Source organism: Kitasatospora sp. NPDC059817 (genome assembly GCF_042731835.1).
Taxonomy (GTDB): Bacteria; Actinomycetota; Actinomycetes; order Streptomycetales; family Streptomycetaceae; genus Kitasatospora.
On record NZ_JBHWIR010000169.1, the window covers coordinates 1 to 16217 of the forward strand.

Genomic DNA, 16217 nt, shown 5'->3' on the forward strand with positions numbered 1-16217 from the left:
GAACCGGTTCGAGGCGTACACCTGGGTGAAGATGCGGCCGAACAGGGCCCGGGCCGCGGGCGGGGGCGGCGGGGGGGCGCCCGCGGCCGCGGCGCGGCGGCTCCGGGGGGGGGGCCGGTTCGGGTGCGACGGCGTGCTGCGGCGCGGCGTCGGGCTGCGGTACGCAGGCGTGCTCCGGTACGGCGGGGTGCTGCGGTACGGCGGCCGGTTGCGGCGCAACGTCGGGCTGCTCCGGAACGGCGGCTGTTTCGTTTTCGGGCGCGGACAAGGAACTCCCCCGGGAAAATGTGGGATCTCGCGCACGGACTTCCTCGCAAACCGCTTCCCCCGCGGCTCTCCGGACCGTCCATCACGCGTCTCAGCAGGAATTATGAGAGACCGTTCGCATCACTGCCAACAAAGTTAATCGCCGCACTCCGGTCCAATACTCGATGAATCGGACACGTCGTGATGCAACCGCAACAGGCGGTCCTGGCGTGGTACCGCGGTACCGCACCCACTCCGATGATCGGTCCGGGGTACCACGGATCGCGCCGGCGCCGCACCTAGCGTGGAGTGTGAGGGAGGCCGGGACGGTCCGGCCCCGGAGCGTAGGGGTGAGCGATGATCGAGGCGCACCAGCTGACGAAGCGGTACGGGGAGAAGACCGCCGTCGACCGGCTCGACTTCACGGTCAAGCCCGGCACGGTCACCGGCTTCCTCGGGCCCAACGGCGCCGGGAAGTCCACCACCATGCGGATGATCGTCGGACTGGACGCGCCCACCAGCGGCTCGGTGCGCGTCAACGGGCGCCGTTACGCCGCGCACGCGGCGCCCTTGCAGGAGGTCGGGGCGCTGCTGGAGGCCAAGTCGATCCACCCGGGGCGCTCCGCGTTCAACCACCTCATGGCCCAGGCGCACACCCACGGCATCCCGCGCTCGCGGGTGGAGGAGGTCGTCGAGCTGACCGGGCTGCAGTCGGTGGCCAGGAAGCGTGCCGGGGCGTTCTCGCTGGGCATGGGCCAGCGGCTGGGGATCGCGGCGGCGCTGCTGGGCGACCCGGCGACGGTGATGCTGGACGAGCCGGTCAACGGCCTCGACCCGGAGGGCGTGCTGTGGATCCGCAACCTCCTCACCTCGTTGGCCGCCGAGGGCCGTACCGTCTTCGTGTCCTCGCACCTGATGAGTGAGGTCGCGCTGGTCGCCGACCACCTGATCATCGTCGGGCGGGGCCGGCTGCTGGCCGACACCACCGTGCAGGACCTGGTCCGCCAGGCCGGAGGCGACGTGGTGAAGGTGGCCAGCGCCGATCCGGCCCGGCTGCGCACGGCGCTGGCCGGGCCCGGGGTGGAGGTCACCGGCCGTTCCGGTTCGGAGGAGCTCCTCGTCACCGGCCTGGCCGCGCGGGAGATCGGCCTGCGGGCCGCCGAGCAGGGCATCGCCCTGTTCGAGCTCACCACCCGCACGGTCTCCCTGGAGGAGGCGTTCATGGAGCTGACCAGGGACGCCGTGGAGTACCACGGCACCACCACCGCGACCGGGCCCGCCGCCAGTGCGGGTGCCGGCGCCGAGTCCCCGAGGAGCGCGGCATGAGCACCATCGCACCGAGCCAGACGTCCGCGGCCGCCGACCGGCGGCCCGCGCGCCCCGCCTACCGGGTGACGCCCGTGCGCGTGCTGCGCTCGGAGTGGGCCAAGCTGTGGTCGCTGCGCTCGACCTGGATCACGCTGGGCCTGGGCCTGCTGTTCCTGGTCGCGTTCGGGCTGATCGCCGCGTTCCAGTTCAAGTCGAGGATCACCTCGGGGCGCCCGATGGACCGGGGGGACTTCGCCGACGCCAGTGCCCTGAGCCTGTCGCTGTTCGGCACCAACTTCGCGCAGCTGGCGTTCGGCGTCCTGGGCGTGCTGGTCGCCGCGGGCGAGTACTCCACCGGCATGATCCGCTCCACCCTGGCCGCGGTGCCGCGCCGGCTGCCGGTGCTGTGGTCCAAGGCGGCGGTGTACGGCGTGGTGGTGCTGCTGCTGGGCACCGTCGGGGTGTTCGTCGCCTTCGCGGCCGACAGCGGCATCCTCTCCGGCACCCGCGCGGCGATGACGTTCTCCGACGCCGGCGTCCTGCGCGGCCTGCTGGGGGCCGGGCTCTACCTCGCCCTGGTGGGCGTGATCGGCGTCGCGCTGGGCGCGCTGCTGCGGTCGGTGGCGGGCGGCATCTCGGTGCTGGTGGCCTCGCTGATGCTGGTCCCCGGCCTGATCTCGCTGCTGCCCTCGTCCTGGCAGGACCACATCAGCCCCTACCTGCCCAGCCACGCGGGCGAGGCGATGTTCGCCCTGCACCACGACGCGACCACGCTGTCGCCCGCCGCGGGGCTGGCGGTGTTCCTGCTGTGGACGGTGCTCGCCCTGGCGGGCGCGGCCGTGCGGCTGGTGCGCAGCGACGCCTGAGGGCTGGGAGACTGCGTGGACGTCCCGGTGCGGTGCCCGTTCGAGTCGGGTGCCGCACCGGGCGCGTTTCGTATCCGTTTCCGTATCCGTATCCGTTTTCGTGTCCGTTTTCGTGTCCGTTCCGGGATGAGGTTGGACGAAGGTGACGACCGTTGCGGATGAGCTGGACGAAGGTGACGCCGTGAGCGAGCACGACACCGCCGCGGGGGCGGGGGGCGACCCGCTGTCGGGGCACCCGGTGTTCGCGCGCCTGGCCCGGCTGGGGCAGCGGGCGCGGCAGGCGGACCGCGACCACCCGTGGGTGCTGGACACCGCGGTGGTGGCCGCGGTCTTCCTGCTGTTCTGCCTGCCGGACCTGCTGCCCTTCCACGACGGCGGGGAGCGGGCGCGCGAGCACCGGATCGTCTTCGCCCGCCCGCCGCTGGCGGCGATGCTGGCCTTGCAGGCGGGGCTGCTGCTGCCGCTGCTGTGGCGCCGGCGGCGACCGGCGGCGGCGTTCGCGGCGGTCGCGGCGGTGTTCGTCCTGCAGTGGTCGCTGGGGGTGGCGCTGCGCGCGGACGTCGCGCTGCTCGTCGCCCTCTACAGCCTGGCCCTGCACGGGAGCCTGCGGCACCTGGCGTGGGCGTGCGCGGCGATGGCCGGCGCGTCGGCGCTGGTCGCGGTGGAGCTGTCCGGCGGGCTGCCGGTCGGGGACGCGCTGTTCTTCCTGTTCAGCGCGGCGACGGCGGCGGTGGCCGTCGGCATCGCGGTGCGCATCCGCCGGGCCCAGCTCGCCGGGCTGCGCGAGCGGGCGGCGCGGCTGGAGGTCGAGCGCGACCAGCGCAGCCGGCTGGCCACCGCCACCGAGCGCACCCGGGTGGCCCGGGAGATGCACGACATCATCGGCCACAACCTGTCCGTGATCATCACCCTGGCGGACGGCGGCGCGTACGCGACCGAGGCCTCCCCCGAGCGGGGCCGGGAGGCGCTGCTGCTGATCGGGGAGACCAGCCGCCAGGCGCTGGGCGAGCTGCGGCGCATGCTCGGCGTCCTGCGCGACCAGGGCGGCGAGCAGGGCCCCGAGTTCACGCCGCAGCCGGGCATCGCCGACCTCGACGGGCTGTGCGCGCGCATCCGGGCCGCCGGGCCGCAGGTCGTGTACACCGCGCGCGGCGAGGTGGGGCGGCTGGACCGCGGGGTGCAGCTGATGGCGTACCGCATCGTCCAGGAGGCGCTCACCAACACCCTCAAGCACGCCGGGCCCGACACCCGGGCGCACGTGACGCTGGCCGCCGAGGGCGGCCGGCTGCGGGTGCGGGTGCGGGACGGCGGTCCACCCGGCGGTCCACCCGGCGGGGCGGCGCGGGGCGGCACGGCGGGCGAGGAGGGGCACGGTCTCACGGGCATGCGCGAACGCGCGGCCCTGTACGGGGGCACCGTCACCGCCGGGCCCGGGCCCGGGGCAGGATGGACCGTGGAGGCCGTCCTCGACCTCACCCCCGACGGGCCCGACGGCCTCGGCGGACCCGGCGCCTTCACCTCCGATCCCGACCCCGACCCCGACCCGACAGGCGGCCTGACGTGACCACGGTCCTCATCGTCGACGACCAGCCGCTCCAGCGGTACGGCTTCCGGATGCTGCTGGAGAGCCAGCCCGGCACGGAGGTCGTCGGCGAGGCCGCGCACGGCGCCGAGGCCGTACGCCTGGCGGCCGACCTGCGGCCCGACGTCGTCCTGATGGACATCCGGATGCCCGGCATGGACGGCATCGAGGCCACCCGCCGCATCGTCGCCACCGGCGGGCGCTCGCGCATCCTCGTCCTGACCACCTTCGACCTCGACGAGTACGCCCACGCCGCGCTGCGCGCCGGCGCCAGCGGCTTCCTCCTCAAGGACGCCCGCCCGGAGGACCTCCTGGCCGGGATCCGCGCCGTCTCCGAGGGCGACGCCGTCGTCGCCCCCGCCATCACCCGGCGCCTCCTGGACGCCTACGCCCACCACCTGCCCGTGCGCCCGCCCGGCGCGGCCGCCGAGGACGACCCGCGGCTGAACGCCCTGACCGAGCGCGAGCGCGAGATCCTGGTCGCGGTCGGCCGGGGCTGGACCAACGGGGAGATCGCGCAGCGCCTGGTGCTCGCGGAGTCGACCGTCAAGACGCACGTCAGCCGGGTGCTGGCGAAGATCGGCGCCCGGGACCGGGTACAGGCCGTGATCTTCGCCTACGACCGCGGCCTGAACCGGCCGAACCCGCCGGCCTGAGCCGTCCCCCTCCTGCCGCGGGGGGTACGGCGTCAGGGACGCTTCTTCGGGGCGGCTTCGAGGTCGGTGGCGGCGGCGGCCAGGATGGCGCCGAAGACGTGGGCGATGACGGGCTTGCCGACCCTGCGGGCGAGGGCCGCGCCGACCAGGGGGACGGGGATCGCGAAGCCGGTCGCCCAGACGACCAGGGTGCCCTCGGGGACCTCCTCGAACGTCATCCGGCCGAACTCGTGCCGGGCCGGCGGGAAGCTGCGGTCGACGGTGTAGTCGAAGCCGTGCGGGGCGTTGTAGGCGGTGATCCGCTCGTTGAACCAGCCGATCAGCCAGGTGTGCAGCCGCACGGCGCCCACCCCGTAGGGCGCGCCCTCCCCGGGCCGGGCCAGGCGCGCCCTGAGCACGAACGGGGAGCGGGTGTAGTTGGTGCTCGTGGCGCACCAGTCGAACACCTCGGCGATCGGCGCCGCGACGACCCGTCGCACGGTCACGGTTTCCATGGCTCGTCCCTCTCCTGCAGCGGGGGGCACGGGTGTCGGCCGCGCCCTGTTCACCGATGAAGACCGGACGCGGCCCGAAACCGTGACATCGGGCGGGTGCGTCCTCGGGGGCGACGATGCCGCCTGCCTACCGTTCGGCCTTGGGCGTGCGGGCCATGAGCAGGTCGACGGCGCGGTCGATGGTGACGGTGCCGTCGAGGATGGCGACGACGAGTGCGGTGATGGGCATCTCGACCTGGTGCCGTCGGGCGAGGTCGAGGACGGCGTAGGCGGACTTGGCCCCTTCGGCGGTCTGGCCGGTGGCGGTGGCGGCCTGGTCGATGGTCAGGCCGCGGGCGAGGTGTTCGCCGAAGGTGCGGTTGCGGGAGAGCGGGGAGAGGCAGGTCGCGGTGAGGTCGCCGAGGCCGGCCAAGCCGGCGAAGGTCGCGGGGTCGGCGCCGAGCGCGGTTCCCAGGCGGGCGGTTTCGGCGAGTCCGCGGGTCAGGAGGGTGGCCTTGGCGTTGTCGCCGAGACCGAGTCCGGCGGCCAGGCCGACGGCGAGCGCGATGACGTTCTTGACCGCGCCGCCGAGTTCGCAGCCGATGACGTCGGTGTGGGTGTAGGGGCGGAAGTACGGTGTACGGCAGGCCACTTGGAGTCGGCGGGCCGCGTCGTGGTCGGTGCAGGCGATGACGCTGGCGGCGGGCTGGCGGGCGGCGATCTCGCGGGCCAGGTTCGGGCCGGACAGGACGGCGACACGGGCGGGGTCGAGGGCGGCACCCTGGGCGATGACCTCGCTCATGCGCCGGCCGGTGCCGAGCTCGATGCCCTTCATGAGACTGACGACCAGGGTGTCCGGCTCGATCAGGGGCGCCCACGCGGCCAGGTTGGCCCGCAGGGTCTGGGAGGGGATGGACAGGACGGCGACGTCGGCTCCGGCCAGGGCGACGTCGGCTTCGGTGGTGGCCTTCACCGTGCCGGGCAGCGTGACGCCGGGCAGGTAGCCGGGGTTGACTCCCCGGGTGTTGATGCCGTCGGCGACCTCGGGGCGGCGCGCGTGCAGGACGACGTCGCATCCGGCGTCGGCGAGAACCAGCGCGAAGGCGGTCCCCCACGATCCTGCCGACAGTACGGCGACCCGGGTCATCCTCTACCTCCGCGTGCTGGTGGGGAGCTGAGGGGCAGCCTACTGGCGCCTTGGGGGCTGAGGCGCCGGTCAGCGGCGACGCAGGGTGAGCGCGACGGCGCGGCGCCCGTCCAGAGTAGGAAGCATGCGGGCACGGCCCGAAACCGTGATCGGGCGGGTGCGTCCTCGGGGGCGACGATGCCGCCTGCCTACCGTTCGGCCTTGGGCGTACGGGTCATGAGAGAGACAGGCTTACCGGCGGTTTCCCGGGTGGCGGGGCGTCAGGGCGGCACGCGTACGTCAGGCGTTGCCGAACTGTCCGGAACGGACGGCGGCGACGAAGCTCGACCAGGCGTCGGTCGGGAAGACCAGCGCGGGACCGTGGGGATCCTTGGAGTCACGGACCGGGACGGTGTGGACGACGTTCGCACCGACCTCGACGCAGTTCCCTCCCTGGGTACTGTAGGAACTCTTGTGCCAGGTGGCATTGCGATCATCCATGCTCAAAACCCTTCCGCACGTTTCGAATGAACTCGATGCTCGCTGCTCGGCGCAGCGCCTCGGCCTGGAGATGATCGTACTCACCGGCCCACTCAGCCAACGTCTCCGGATCGCATTCGAGGTAGCCGCGCCGCTGCGTCTCGCCGTACCCCACGATGGCCCTGTTCGGCATGGTCAGCAACGTAATTGGATGCCCGAACGGGCGGTTCTCGCCTGCTGTGATGGGACACACCTGCACCAGGAAACGGGGACGTGAAGCGAGTGCTTCCAGGTGCCTGAGTTGCGCCACCATGACGTCCCGACCACCGATCGGCCGCCGTAGCGCCCCCTCGTCCATCACCACCTGGACGTGCGGCGCCGGATCTCGGGCGAGGGCCTGCTGTCGGAGCAGCACCTTCTCGATTCGTTCGTCGGCCTGCTGCTGAGTTGCGACCCCCCGCAGGACAGCCGCCTCCTGAAAAACTCGGCTGTACTCGGGCGTTTGGAGCAAACTCGGAACCAGGTTGATCTCGAACAGCCTCAGGGCGATGGCCTTCGCTTCATTGCGCAGGTACTCGTCGAAGCCTTCGAACAAGACCCGCCGACCGGACGTACTCCACTCCCTGAGGAACTGCTCTCCCGACTCGAAGACTCGATCAAGTGCCGTTGAGATCTGTTGACTTGGTTTCCTTCGGCCGTGCTCGAGCGCGGAGATGTACGACGATGTACAGCCGATCAGCTCGGCAAGGTGTTCCTGAGTCCAGCCCCGCTGCTCGCGCGACGTGCGAAGCAGTACGCCGAACTCGGCGGCCGGGGATGTCGGGGGGTCAAGTTCCCGCTTGTTCAAGGCTGTTCGTCCTACCAATCTGACACCGTGGGACAAGTTGAACAGCTCCGCAGCCTAGAGGACAGTTGGCACCCCCGGTAGTCGTCGAACTACGGAACGGAGCCGCTGTCGTGGCGCTCAAAAGCACCCCCGTGTCCCCGAAGCCGCGATACCGCCCGCAGGTCGGCGAACCCGTCACGGACTTGAGGTCCGTTCCGCTCGGATCGGGTTCCCAAGCCCCCACCCCGGCCGTCCCGACCCCGGACAGGTCGAGCGACCGGGGTGGGATTGCACAACTCGGCCAACCGGCCGAGTTGTTGATCCTGTCAGCACCACCACGAAATGGAGGCGCAGTACAGATGACAACCGCACCGTGGGGTACCACCCGGATGGGGCCGTTCACGGCTACCGTCCCGGTCCCGCAGTACACGCCCGTCATCGACCCCGAGACGCAGATTGCGGTGATCGTGGACGAGCACGGGCGCACGGTCGAGTTGGGCGGGCACGGCACCAGCACGAGCGGCCTGACGCCCACCACGACCACGCCCGACGGAAAACCGGGCGGGCCGACCGACGCCGACAGCACCGAGTCCTACGACCAGGACCAGAGCAACGGCTGATGAACGACCGAAGCGGGTCGGTGCTGGTGCTGACCAATCCCCTTGACGTGACCGCGGATGCGGTACTGCGGGTGCTCGCCGAGCGCCGGGTTCCGGTGGTCCGGCTCGATCCCGGCGCCGACCTGCACACGGGTGCCTCGCTGATCGCCACGTACCGCACGGGCCAGCAGCGGGGCACCCTGCGCACGGCCAGCCGGGAGCTCGACCTCTCCGCCGTCCGGTCCGTCTGGGTGCGCCGGGCCTCACCCTACGAAGGGCCCTCCGAACTGGACGGCCAGGACCGCCGGTTCGCCGCCTCGCAATCCCTGTGGGGTGCGGGCGGCATCCTCGCCTCGCTCCCCGCCGCGCACTACGTGAACCACCCCTGGGCCAACCGTGCGGCCGAGCACAAGCCGGCACAACTGGCGGCCGCGCAGCGCTGCGGGTTCCCGGTCCCCGACACGGTGATCACGAACAGCGCGGACGAGGCGCGGGAGTTCGTGGCGGCCCAGGCCGCCGGGGCGGTGTACAAGCCGTTGTGGAACATCCCCTACTCGGTCGGCGGGCAGCCTCACGCCGTGTGGGTGCGCGAGGTCGATCCGGCCGACATCACCGACGCCGTGTCCGCCTGCCCGCACCTCTTCCAGGCGAAGGTGCCGAAGCTGTTCGACGCAAGGGTGACGGCCGTCGGCAACCGCCTGTTCGGCGTCCGGGTCGACAGCCCCGACCTTGACTGGCGGCGCCGCCAGGACCGGATGACGTGCACCCCGATCGGCGTACCCGAGCCGGTCGCACGTTCGGTCGCCGCCTACCTCGGAGAACTTCGTCTGGTCTACGGCGCGTTCGACTTCGCCGTGACCGCCTCGGGCGACTGGTACTTCCTTGAATGCAACCCGAACGGCCAGTGGGCATGGCAGCCGGCCGAGACCACCGAGGCGATTGCCCGCGCCCTCGCCGACCAGCTACAGAAAGGCCGTGACGCATGAGCACGCCGGCTGAACTCCGCACCGCTCTGGCCGACAGGCTCGCCGAGGACGGCACGCTGACCGAACGCGAGTGGGACAGCGCGGCGAGGGCCGTTCCGCGAGAGCTCTTCGTCGGAACCTACTTCGCTCCGGTCGCCGGCAGCGTTCCGACCAGCTACCGACCCGTCCGTCAGGGCGAGCCCGGGTGGCTGGCCGGGATCTACGACGACCAGACGCTGGTGACCCAACTCGACGGCCGCATCGGGCCCGAGGACACCGCCGGGGAGACCGTGACAGGTATCCCGTCATCGTCGTCCACCCTCCCGTCCGTCGTACTGCGCATGTGGCAGCAGCTGGGCGCCGAGGCCGGGCACCGGGTACTGGAGATCGGTACGGGCACCGGGTACTCGACCGCCCTCGGCGCGCACCGCCTCGGGGACGCCGACCTCACCAGCATCGAGTACGACCCCGCGGTCGGCGCGGCAGCGGCGGCGGCGATCAGGACTGCGGGATTCTCCCCCCGGCTGATCATCGGTGACGGGCTGCGCGGCGACCCGGACGGCGGGCAGTACGACCGGATCATCGCCACCTGTTCCGTCCGGTACGTCCCTCTCTCCTGGCTCCACCAGGTCAAGCCCGGCGGTCGGATCCTGGTCACCCTCTCCGGGTGGAGCTACGCGAACGCCCTCGTGCTGCTCGACGTGACCGGACCTGGCGAGGCCACTGGCCGGTTCCTGACCGGCCAAACCGGTTTCATGATCGCCCGCACGCACGACCGACCGCCCCGCCCGACGCTGGACCTCCTGCCCGGCAAGGAGCGTCCGACCCGCATCGACCCGGCGAAGCTGGACAGTTGGACGGGCGCTTGGGTGGCCCAGCTTGCCGCACCAGGGGCAATCCGCATGGGTGTGGGGGCTCAACAGATCCTCTGGGACCTGGCCACCGGATCGCAGGCCCGGACGGCGCCCGACCCCGCCGGCGGGTGGACCGTGACCCAGCGCGGGCCCGTCGCCCTGTGGGACCAGGTCGAGCAGACGGTTGAGACCTGGCAGGCGGCCGGTGGGCCGCACCAGGATCGCTTCGGGATCACCGTGTCGGCGGCCGGACAGCGGGTCTGGCTCGGCACCGAGGACGGGCCCGGATGGGATCTGCCCGTATAGGCCTGGCTCAGCCCTGCACCGAGCCGTGTCGCACCGGACCGAAACCGTGGTGTCGGGTGGGGGCGTCCTCGGGGTGGCGAGGTCGGGCGGGCGGCGGGGAGGGGGCGGGGTGGTACGCGAGGCTTCCGTGGCGTGGGGGGCGCTGCACCGGCGGTGTGCGGTGGGTGTGGTGGCGGGGGTGGCGGTGCTGGGGGGCGCGGCCGGGCCGGTGGTGTGGGCGGGGTCGCAGGACCTGCCGGGCGATCGGCGGTGGTGGCTGGTGGTGTGCGGGGTCGCGCTGGTGGCGGCCGTCGGCGCCTCGCTGCCGCTGCTGCGTCAGGTCTCCACCACCGACTACGTCGCCTCCTGCGTGGCGCTGGTGCTGCTGCTCGTACTCGCCCTGGGCACGGTGTTCGCGGCGGCGCAGGCCGCCTACGCCGTCCGCACCAGGCTGCACGAGCCGCCCGGCGTCACGGCCACCGTGACGGGCTGCCGGACGACGGGCCGGGAGCTGGACGACCAGAACCAGGGCCACGACGTCTACGGCTGCACGTACCACTGGAGCGCCGGCGGCCGGGAGTTCAGCGAGGAGCGGCCCACCGGGAAGCTGTATCCGGACGGCCACGAGACCAGGGTGTGGCTCGCCGGCGAGCGGATGATCACGAGCCGGCCGAGCCTGTTCGGGATCCCGCTGTGGATCGTGCTCGCCCTGGCCGGGCTGGCGGGCACGGTCCGGTTCTCGGCGTTCCTGGCCTGGAAGGCCCGCGACGTGGGCCTGAGGCAGTAGGGGGTGGCCGGAATCCGGGGTGGCGGGTGCGGTGCTCTGGCAGCATCGGGCGGATGGGGCAGCGGGAGGGGATCGGGCGGCGCTTCGTCGTGGGCGCGGGGTACGCGCTGTACCGGGGGCCGTTGGCGGACAGTACGTCACACCGGCACGCCGCGTTCCAGGTCGCCGTCGCGGCGACGGGCGGCGAGGTGACGATCGTGGACGGGGCCGGGGTCCGCCACCGGGGCGCGGCGGTGGTGGTGGCGCCGATGGTGTGGCACCGGATGGCGCCGGTCCGGGGGGTGTCGGCGTTCTTCGTCGATCCGCACTGCGCGTTCGCGGACCGGCTGCGGGCGGGGTGCGGTGACGGTGTCACCGTGGCGCCCCAGTGGCGGGACCTGGTGGAGGAGGACCTGTGTCCGTCCGGGGTGCTGCCGTCGGCCGAGGTGGACGTGCGGCTGTGGGCGGCGATGGAGGCGCTGACGGACCACCGGGTCGCGCTGCCGGGTCTGGCGGCGCGGGTGGGGCTGTCGCCGCAGCGCCTGCGGGCGCTGGCGCGGCGGCAGTTGGGGGTGCCGCTGGCACGCTGGCGGATCTGGCGGCGGCTGGCCCGCGCCGCCGACGCGCTGGGCGAGGGGCGCACGCTCGCCGAGGCGGCGCTGGCGGGCGGCTTCGCGGACCAGGCGCACTTCAGCCGCCAGATGCGGGAGATGACGGGGCTGACGCCGTCGGCGGTGCTCCCGGTGCTGCGCGCCTCGGGCCCGGCGGGCGGCCCGGGCCGGGCAGGCAGTCCGGCGGGTGCCTCGGGCCGGGCGTAGCCTCGTCCGCATGTGTCTGATGGTGTGGATCGGAACCGAACAGCCCGTGCTGCCGATCCCCTGCGCCGCCGGTCCGCAGCTCGGGGCCTGCTACTGCGGGGTTCGCGAGACTGCCGCCGACGCGCCCGTTCGAGCCCGCTTCACTTCACCGCACGTGACCTGCGTCGGCTCGCACGAGGGCTGCGGCTGCGGGTTCGACAGCTCCCGGTTCGAGTGGGAGGGGTTCACCGACACGGCCGACGCGATGGCGCTCGTCGACGCGATGCGGGACGAGGAGCGCGAGGAGTTCCTCGCGCAGAAGCACTCACGGGAGTTCCTGGCGGCGCTGGTGTCCGCGGCCCTTTTGCACGGGCCGGTCGACATCTACATGTGCTGGGCCGGGGACGAGGACGAACCGCCCGACCGCGTGGAGAGCATCGAGGCACGCCGGCTGACGGAGTGCCTGACTCCGCTCCAGGAGCGGGTGAAGTACACGGCGCTCGGCTGAGCAGGAGGTGCGGGCCTGCCGGTGCGTCATCTCCCCCGGTCGCACGGGGAACCCGGCAGGCAGGGAACCCGGCGGGCGGGGAACCCAACGGGCGGGGAACCCGGCGGGCAGGGAACCCGGCGGGCGGCGCGGGCGCGGCCTACGCGCGGCGGGCGACGTAAAACGACAGCGAGCCGGTGAGCGTGGAGACGGTCTCGGTCTCGCGCACGCCGTGGAAGCCGGCCTCGGTGATCAGCCGGGGCAGGATGCCGTCGGCGTTGGGCTGGGTGTCCTCCTTGCCGTCCGCCAGTTGCACGATGCGGAACGCCAGGCGCATGGCGGCCGTGCGCTGGCGCCCGAAGTCGGCGATGACGAGCTTGCCGCCGGGGCGCAGCGCCGTGTGCATGGAGGCGAGGACGGCCTGTTTCATGGGGATGGGGCACTGGTGGAGGACGAGGCTGGAGACGACGGTGTCGGCCGTTTCGGCGCCCACGAGGTCGGCGACGGCGTCGCCCATGCCGATGTGCCATTCGGGGGTCACGCCGGCGGCGGCGGCCTTGCGGCGGGCCACTTCGAGGGTGGTGGGGTCGGGGTCGACGCCGATGACGCGGGCGCGGGGTTCGACGCGGCCGAGGAGGACGGCCAGGGAGCCGGTGCCGCAGCCGACGTCGAGGATCACGTCGTCGGGGCGGGGGGCCACGTGCATGGCGAGCAGGCTGCGCCACAGGCGTTCGCGGGTGAGGGAGACGATGGGGTCGTAGAGGCGTACGGGGCCGAGGCGGCCGGCGGCGGGGGTGAAGGCGCGATCGGTCATGGGGGTCAGTGTCGGTCGGGGGGTGTGGTGGCGTCTTGAACGAATCGCTCGCCGGGCGGGGCGGGTTGGGGGTTTCCGGGGCCGGTTGCGGGCCGGTTGCGGGGCTGGTTGCGGGGGTCGGGTTCCGGCCCTCCGCGGGCACATAGAAAGTCTATCGACATATGACGTTGGATGACTTATCGTGATCGTCGCGGTGGTCGGCGCGACCGGCCCGCCGCGACCACCGTTCGGCCCTGCGAGAGGACCTCCGTGCCCCGTCGTTCCCGCACGTCCACAGCACTCGGCATCAGCGCCACCGCCGTGGTGGCGCTGGCCCTGGCCGCGCCGCCCGCGCTGGCCGGGCCCGCGGCCGCCCCCGACCCGGTGCCCTCCCTGGTGGCCGGTCAGGACACCGCCGCCCCGCAGCTGGTCACCGGCCTGGCCGAGTCGGCCGTCGGCAGCCCCGCCGACGCCGCCCGCGCCCACCTCGCGGCCCACGCCGACCGCTACCACGTCGACCCCGGCGAGCTGGCCGAGGTCGGCTCCGAGAGCACCGCCGACGGCCGGCGCACCGTCAGGTTCGAGCAGCGCCACGACGGCGTGCCCGTGTTCGGCGCGCAGTACCTGGTGCACCTGACGGGCGAGGGCGCCGGGCAGCGCGTCGAGTCGGTCGGCGGCAAGTACTTCACCGGCCTGACCGTGCCGACCACCGCCACCGTCCCGGCCGCCGCCCTGCGGGACCTGGCGCTCGGCTCCGTCCAGGACCCGAAGGCCCGGGCCGCGGCCACCGCCGAGGACCACGGCCTGGTCGTCCTGCCGGACGGCGCCGGCCGGCTCGCCCAGCGCTTCACCGTGCACGCCGCCGACCCGGCGACCGGGGGGCCGGCGGCCCGCGAGGTCTTCGTGGACGCCACCGTCGGCGTGGTCGCCCTCGCCTACGACACCCGCGCCCCGCTCCCGGCGGGCGGCACCGACCAGCGCGCCGCCGCGGCCGGCCTCGAACCCGCCACCGGGACCGCGCCGGACGCCCGCGGCAACTCCGCCAAGGTGAACATCGCCCGCCTGCCGGACGGCAGTTACCAGCTCACCGACCTCACCCGGCCCGCCACCATCACCACCTACGACGCGGGCGGCCGGGACGAGATGGACTTCGGCGGCGGCATCCCCGCCGACCTCCCCCCGGCCCACTCCCCCGGCCCGGACTTCCCGGCCTCCACCGGCACCAGCGGCGCCACCGACGCCAGCGTCAACGCCGGTATCGTGTACGACTTCTACCACGACCGGTTCGGCCGCAACGGCCTGGACGGCAAGGGCGGCGCGATCACCTCCGTCGTCAACGTGTCCCAGGACGGCGCCCCCTACGCCAACGCGTACTGGGACGGGAAGAAGATGGTCTACGGCAGCGGGGGCCCCAACTACTACCCGTTCTCCGCCGCCCTCGACATCGCCGGGCACGAGATGACCCACGGCGTCATATCGAACACCGCCGACCTGGTCGGCATGGGCCAGGCCGGCGCGATGAACGAGGGGCTCGCCGACTACTTCGGCAACGCCATCGAGGTCACCGCCCGCGGCATGTCCATGAACGACCCGGCGGCGGCGCTGCTCGGCGAGAGCAAGTGCCGCACCGGCACCCCGCAGGCCTGCGCGGACCGGCGGATGGACGACCACCGCACCACCGTGGACGACTACCTCGGCGGCACGGTCGACAACGGCGGACAGCACCTCAACGCCACCATCTTCAGCGGCGCCCTGTGGGACATCCGGCGCACCCTCGACCCGCTCACCGCCGACCGGGTGGTCTACCGGGCGCTCACCGCCTACCTCACCCCGCTCGACGACTTCGTGGCCGGGCGCAACGCGGCACTGGCGGCCGGCCGCGACCTCGGCCTCAGCCACGCCCAACTGCGCACCGTGGCAGCCGCGTTCGACGCGCACGGGATCAAGGCCGGCTGGGAGAGCCGGATCGGTATGGACAGCCGCACGCTGGCCCGCAACCTCTCCTACTCGATGGCGCCCCCGGCCGCCGGCGGCGGGCACTGGGTGGCGATGGCCCCCGCCCCCGACCCGGTCAAGGGCACGGGCGGCACCCTGCCCGGCACCACCGCGCTGTACACCGGCTCCACCACCGGGCGCGGCGCCCCCGTCCGGCTCAGCCCCGACGACGGCCGCTACCACAGCTGGCCCTCCACCGACGGCACCAACGCCGTGTGGAAGGCCATCGGCACCACCGCCAAGGACCACAGCCGGGAGCTGCTGACCGCACCGCTGTCCGGTGCCGGCCCGGTCCGCAGCCTGTTCCGCGCCGACGGGAAGGAGCCCGGCAACCCGCAGGTCTCCGGCGGCGACATCGCCTTCACCGTGCACGACTCCGCCGCCGGCCGCACCAGCCTGTGGCTGTCCCACGACGGGGCCCCCGCGGTCGAACTGCCGCTGGCCGACGGGCACCACCCGGACGACCTCACCCTCAAGGACGGCTACCTCGCCTGGACCGAGTCCTGGCAGGACGGGCAGCAGTACGTCACCGCGCCGACCGTCTACTCGATCGCCGCCGGCAAGGTCACCGCGCAGTACACCGCGCACGCCGCCCCCGGCGCCGCCGCGAGCACCGCCTCCTCCGCCCGGCTCGCCGGCGGACGGCTGCTGTGGCTGGACACCCCGGCCGGCGCGGCCGCCCGCGCCTCCATCCGCTCCGGCGCCCTGGACGGCTCCGGCGTGACCGAGGTGCTGGCCGCCGACTCGCCGAACGCCCCGACGCGCGGCAGCGACCTCACCGCCTCCGACCAGGCCGTCACCTACAAGGTCCAGAGCACCAAGCCCGCCGGCGGCTGGACCAACGCCGCGCTGCCCAAGCTCTGGCAGCTCCCGACCGGCGGCGGCACCCCGCAGCGCCTCTCCTGCGACCGGGGCGGCCAGGACCAGCCCGCGGCCGACCAGGGCACCCGGGTGGTCTGGCTGGACTCCACCCCCGGCCGCACCGACCTGGTCGTGCGCGACCGCGCGGCGGGCACCTGCTGACCACCTTTCCCTGACCCCCACCCCCCCCGGGGTCCGGCCCGCCCCGGGCGCCGCCGGGACGCGCTGCCCGGTGTCTTATACACAACTGAC

Annotated in this window: 16 protein-coding genes; 11 read left to right on the top strand and 5 right to left on the bottom strand. The window is 73.3% G+C overall.

What is annotated here, in order from left to right; translation table 11 throughout:
- Positions 1 to 603: 603 nt before the first annotated feature.
- The 4 genes from ACFV61_RS28020 to ACFV61_RS28035 all read left to right on the top strand — a co-directional run bounded on the left by ACFV61_RS28020 (position 604) and on the right by ACFV61_RS28035 (position 4658).
- Positions 604 to 1572, top strand: a complete 969-nt coding sequence (locus ACFV61_RS28020; RefSeq protein ID WP_063352845.1) for an ATP-binding cassette domain-containing protein — start codon at positions 604 to 606, stop codon at positions 1570 to 1572.
- Complete coding sequence (locus ACFV61_RS28025; protein WP_380494550.1) at positions 1569 to 2420, top strand: ABC transporter permease; 852 nt, start codon at positions 1569 to 1571, stop codon at positions 2418 to 2420. Before ACFV61_RS28020 ends, ACFV61_RS28025 begins: the two co-directional genes overlap by 4 nt.
- Before the next feature lie 181 nt (positions 2421 to 2601).
- Positions 2602 to 3984 (top strand): sensor histidine kinase, encoded by a 1383-nt coding sequence (locus ACFV61_RS28030; protein WP_380494553.1) that lies wholly within the window; start codon positions 2602 to 2604, stop codon positions 3982 to 3984.
- Positions 3981 to 4658, top strand: coding sequence for a response regulator transcription factor (locus ACFV61_RS28035; RefSeq protein ID WP_063352848.1), 678 nt, complete (start codon positions 3981 to 3983; stop codon positions 4656 to 4658). The genes ACFV61_RS28030 and ACFV61_RS28035 overlap by 4 nt, the downstream gene beginning before the upstream one ends.
- A 32-nt stretch (positions 4659 to 4690) precedes the next feature.
- Here the strand turns inward: ACFV61_RS28035 and ACFV61_RS28040 are convergent, their stop codons facing one another.
- The 4 genes from ACFV61_RS28040 to ACFV61_RS28055 form a co-directional block, all read right to left on the bottom strand.
- Positions 4691 to 5152, bottom strand: coding sequence for an SRPBCC family protein (locus ACFV61_RS28040; protein ID WP_363376114.1), 462 nt, complete (start codon positions 5150 to 5152; stop codon positions 4691 to 4693).
- Positions 5153 to 5279: 127 nt separating this feature from the next.
- Entirely contained in the window at positions 5280 to 6278 is a 999-nt protein-coding gene (locus ACFV61_RS28045) for an NAD(P)H-dependent glycerol-3-phosphate dehydrogenase (protein WP_380494557.1), read from the bottom strand.
- Positions 6279 to 6557: 279 nt separating this feature from the next.
- Positions 6558 to 6758, bottom strand: coding sequence for a DUF397 domain-containing protein (locus ACFV61_RS28050; protein WP_380344571.1), 201 nt, complete (start codon positions 6756 to 6758; stop codon positions 6558 to 6560).
- The gene (locus ACFV61_RS28055; protein WP_380494559.1) at positions 6751 to 7584 is read right to left on the bottom strand and encodes a Scr1 family TA system antitoxin-like transcriptional regulator; all 834 of its coding nucleotides are present in this window, start codon (positions 7582 to 7584) and stop codon (positions 6751 to 6753) included. The genes ACFV61_RS28050 and ACFV61_RS28055 overlap by 8 nt, the downstream gene beginning before the upstream one ends.
- 338 nt (positions 7585 to 7922) lie before the next feature.
- On the opposite strand from ACFV61_RS28055, the gene tgmA reads away from it, so the two are divergent.
- The 6 genes from tgmA (at position 7923) to ACFV61_RS28085 (ending at position 12337) form a co-directional block, all read left to right on the top strand.
- Entirely contained in the window at positions 7923 to 8183 is a 261-nt protein-coding gene (gene tgmA, locus ACFV61_RS28060) for a putative ATP-grasp-modified RiPP (RefSeq protein WP_380494561.1), read from the top strand.
- Positions 8183 to 9148 carry an ATP-grasp ribosomal peptide maturase gene (gene tgmB / locus ACFV61_RS28065; protein ID WP_380494563.1) on the top strand — a complete coding sequence of 322 codons (966 nt, stop codon included), beginning with the start codon at positions 8183 to 8185 and terminating at the stop codon, positions 9146 to 9148. The genes tgmA and tgmB overlap by 1 nt, the downstream gene beginning before the upstream one ends.
- A complete protein-coding gene (gene tgmC / locus ACFV61_RS28070; RefSeq protein WP_380494565.1) occupies positions 9145 to 10287 on the top strand; it encodes an ATP-grasp peptide maturase system methyltransferase in 1143 nt (380 codons plus the stop codon). Before tgmB ends, tgmC begins: the two co-directional genes overlap by 4 nt.
- 178 nt (positions 10288 to 10465) lie before the next feature.
- Positions 10466 to 11053 carry a hypothetical protein gene (locus ACFV61_RS28075; RefSeq protein WP_380494567.1) on the top strand — a complete coding sequence of 196 codons (588 nt, stop codon included), beginning with the start codon at positions 10466 to 10468 and terminating at the stop codon, positions 11051 to 11053.
- A 53-nt stretch (positions 11054 to 11106) separates the two neighbouring features.
- Complete coding sequence (locus ACFV61_RS28080) at positions 11107 to 11850, top strand: helix-turn-helix domain-containing protein (RefSeq protein ID WP_380494569.1); 744 nt, start codon at positions 11107 to 11109, stop codon at positions 11848 to 11850.
- 10 nt (positions 11851 to 11860) lie between these two features.
- Positions 11861 to 12337: a hypothetical protein gene (locus ACFV61_RS28085; protein WP_380494571.1), complete on the top strand. Its 477-nt coding sequence runs from the start codon at positions 11861 to 11863 to the stop codon at positions 12335 to 12337.
- 139 nt (positions 12338 to 12476) lie between these two features.
- On the opposite strand, the gene ACFV61_RS28090 is transcribed toward ACFV61_RS28085, so the two are convergent.
- Positions 12477 to 13130: a class I SAM-dependent methyltransferase gene (locus ACFV61_RS28090; protein ID WP_063352855.1), complete on the bottom strand. Its 654-nt coding sequence runs from the start codon at positions 13128 to 13130 to the stop codon at positions 12477 to 12479.
- A gap of 249 nt (positions 13131 to 13379) precedes the next feature.
- On the opposite strand from ACFV61_RS28090, the gene ACFV61_RS28095 reads away from it, so the two are divergent.
- Entirely contained in the window at positions 13380 to 16127 is a 2748-nt protein-coding gene (locus tag ACFV61_RS28095; protein ID WP_380494573.1) for a M4 family metallopeptidase, read from the top strand.
- Positions 16128 to 16217 lie beyond the last annotated feature (90 nt).

Coding starts and splice junctions, on each gene's coding strand:
- ACFV61_RS28020 (WP_063352845.1), top strand. CDS start 604: ATGATCGAGGCGCACCAGCTGACGAAGCGGTACGGGGAGAAGACCGCC.
- ACFV61_RS28025 (WP_380494550.1), top strand. CDS start 1,569: ATGAGCACCATCGCACCGAGCCAGACGTCCGCGGCCGCCGACCGGCGG.
- ACFV61_RS28040 (WP_363376114.1), bottom strand. CDS start 5,152: ATGGAAACCGTGACCGTGCGACGGGTCGTCGCGGCGCCGATCGCCGAG.
- ACFV61_RS28045 (WP_380494557.1), bottom strand. CDS start 6,278: ATGACCCGGGTCGCCGTACTGTCGGCAGGATCGTGGGGGACCGCCTTC.
- ACFV61_RS28050 (WP_380344571.1), bottom strand. CDS start 6,758: ATGGATGATCGCAATGCCACCTGGCACAAGAGTTCCTACAGTACCCAG.
- tgmA (WP_380494561.1), top strand. CDS start 7,923: ATGACAACCGCACCGTGGGGTACCACCCGGATGGGGCCGTTCACGGCT.
- tgmB (WP_380494563.1), top strand. CDS start 8,183: ATGAACGACCGAAGCGGGTCGGTGCTGGTGCTGACCAATCCCCTTGAC.
- tgmC (WP_380494565.1), top strand. CDS start 9,145: ATGAGCACGCCGGCTGAACTCCGCACCGCTCTGGCCGACAGGCTCGCC.
- ACFV61_RS28080 (WP_380494569.1), top strand. CDS start 11,107: ATGGGGCAGCGGGAGGGGATCGGGCGGCGCTTCGTCGTGGGCGCGGGG.
- ACFV61_RS28085 (WP_380494571.1), top strand. CDS start 11,861: ATGTGTCTGATGGTGTGGATCGGAACCGAACAGCCCGTGCTGCCGATC.
- ACFV61_RS28090 (WP_063352855.1), bottom strand. CDS start 13,130: ATGACCGATCGCGCCTTCACCCCCGCCGCCGGCCGCCTCGGCCCCGTA.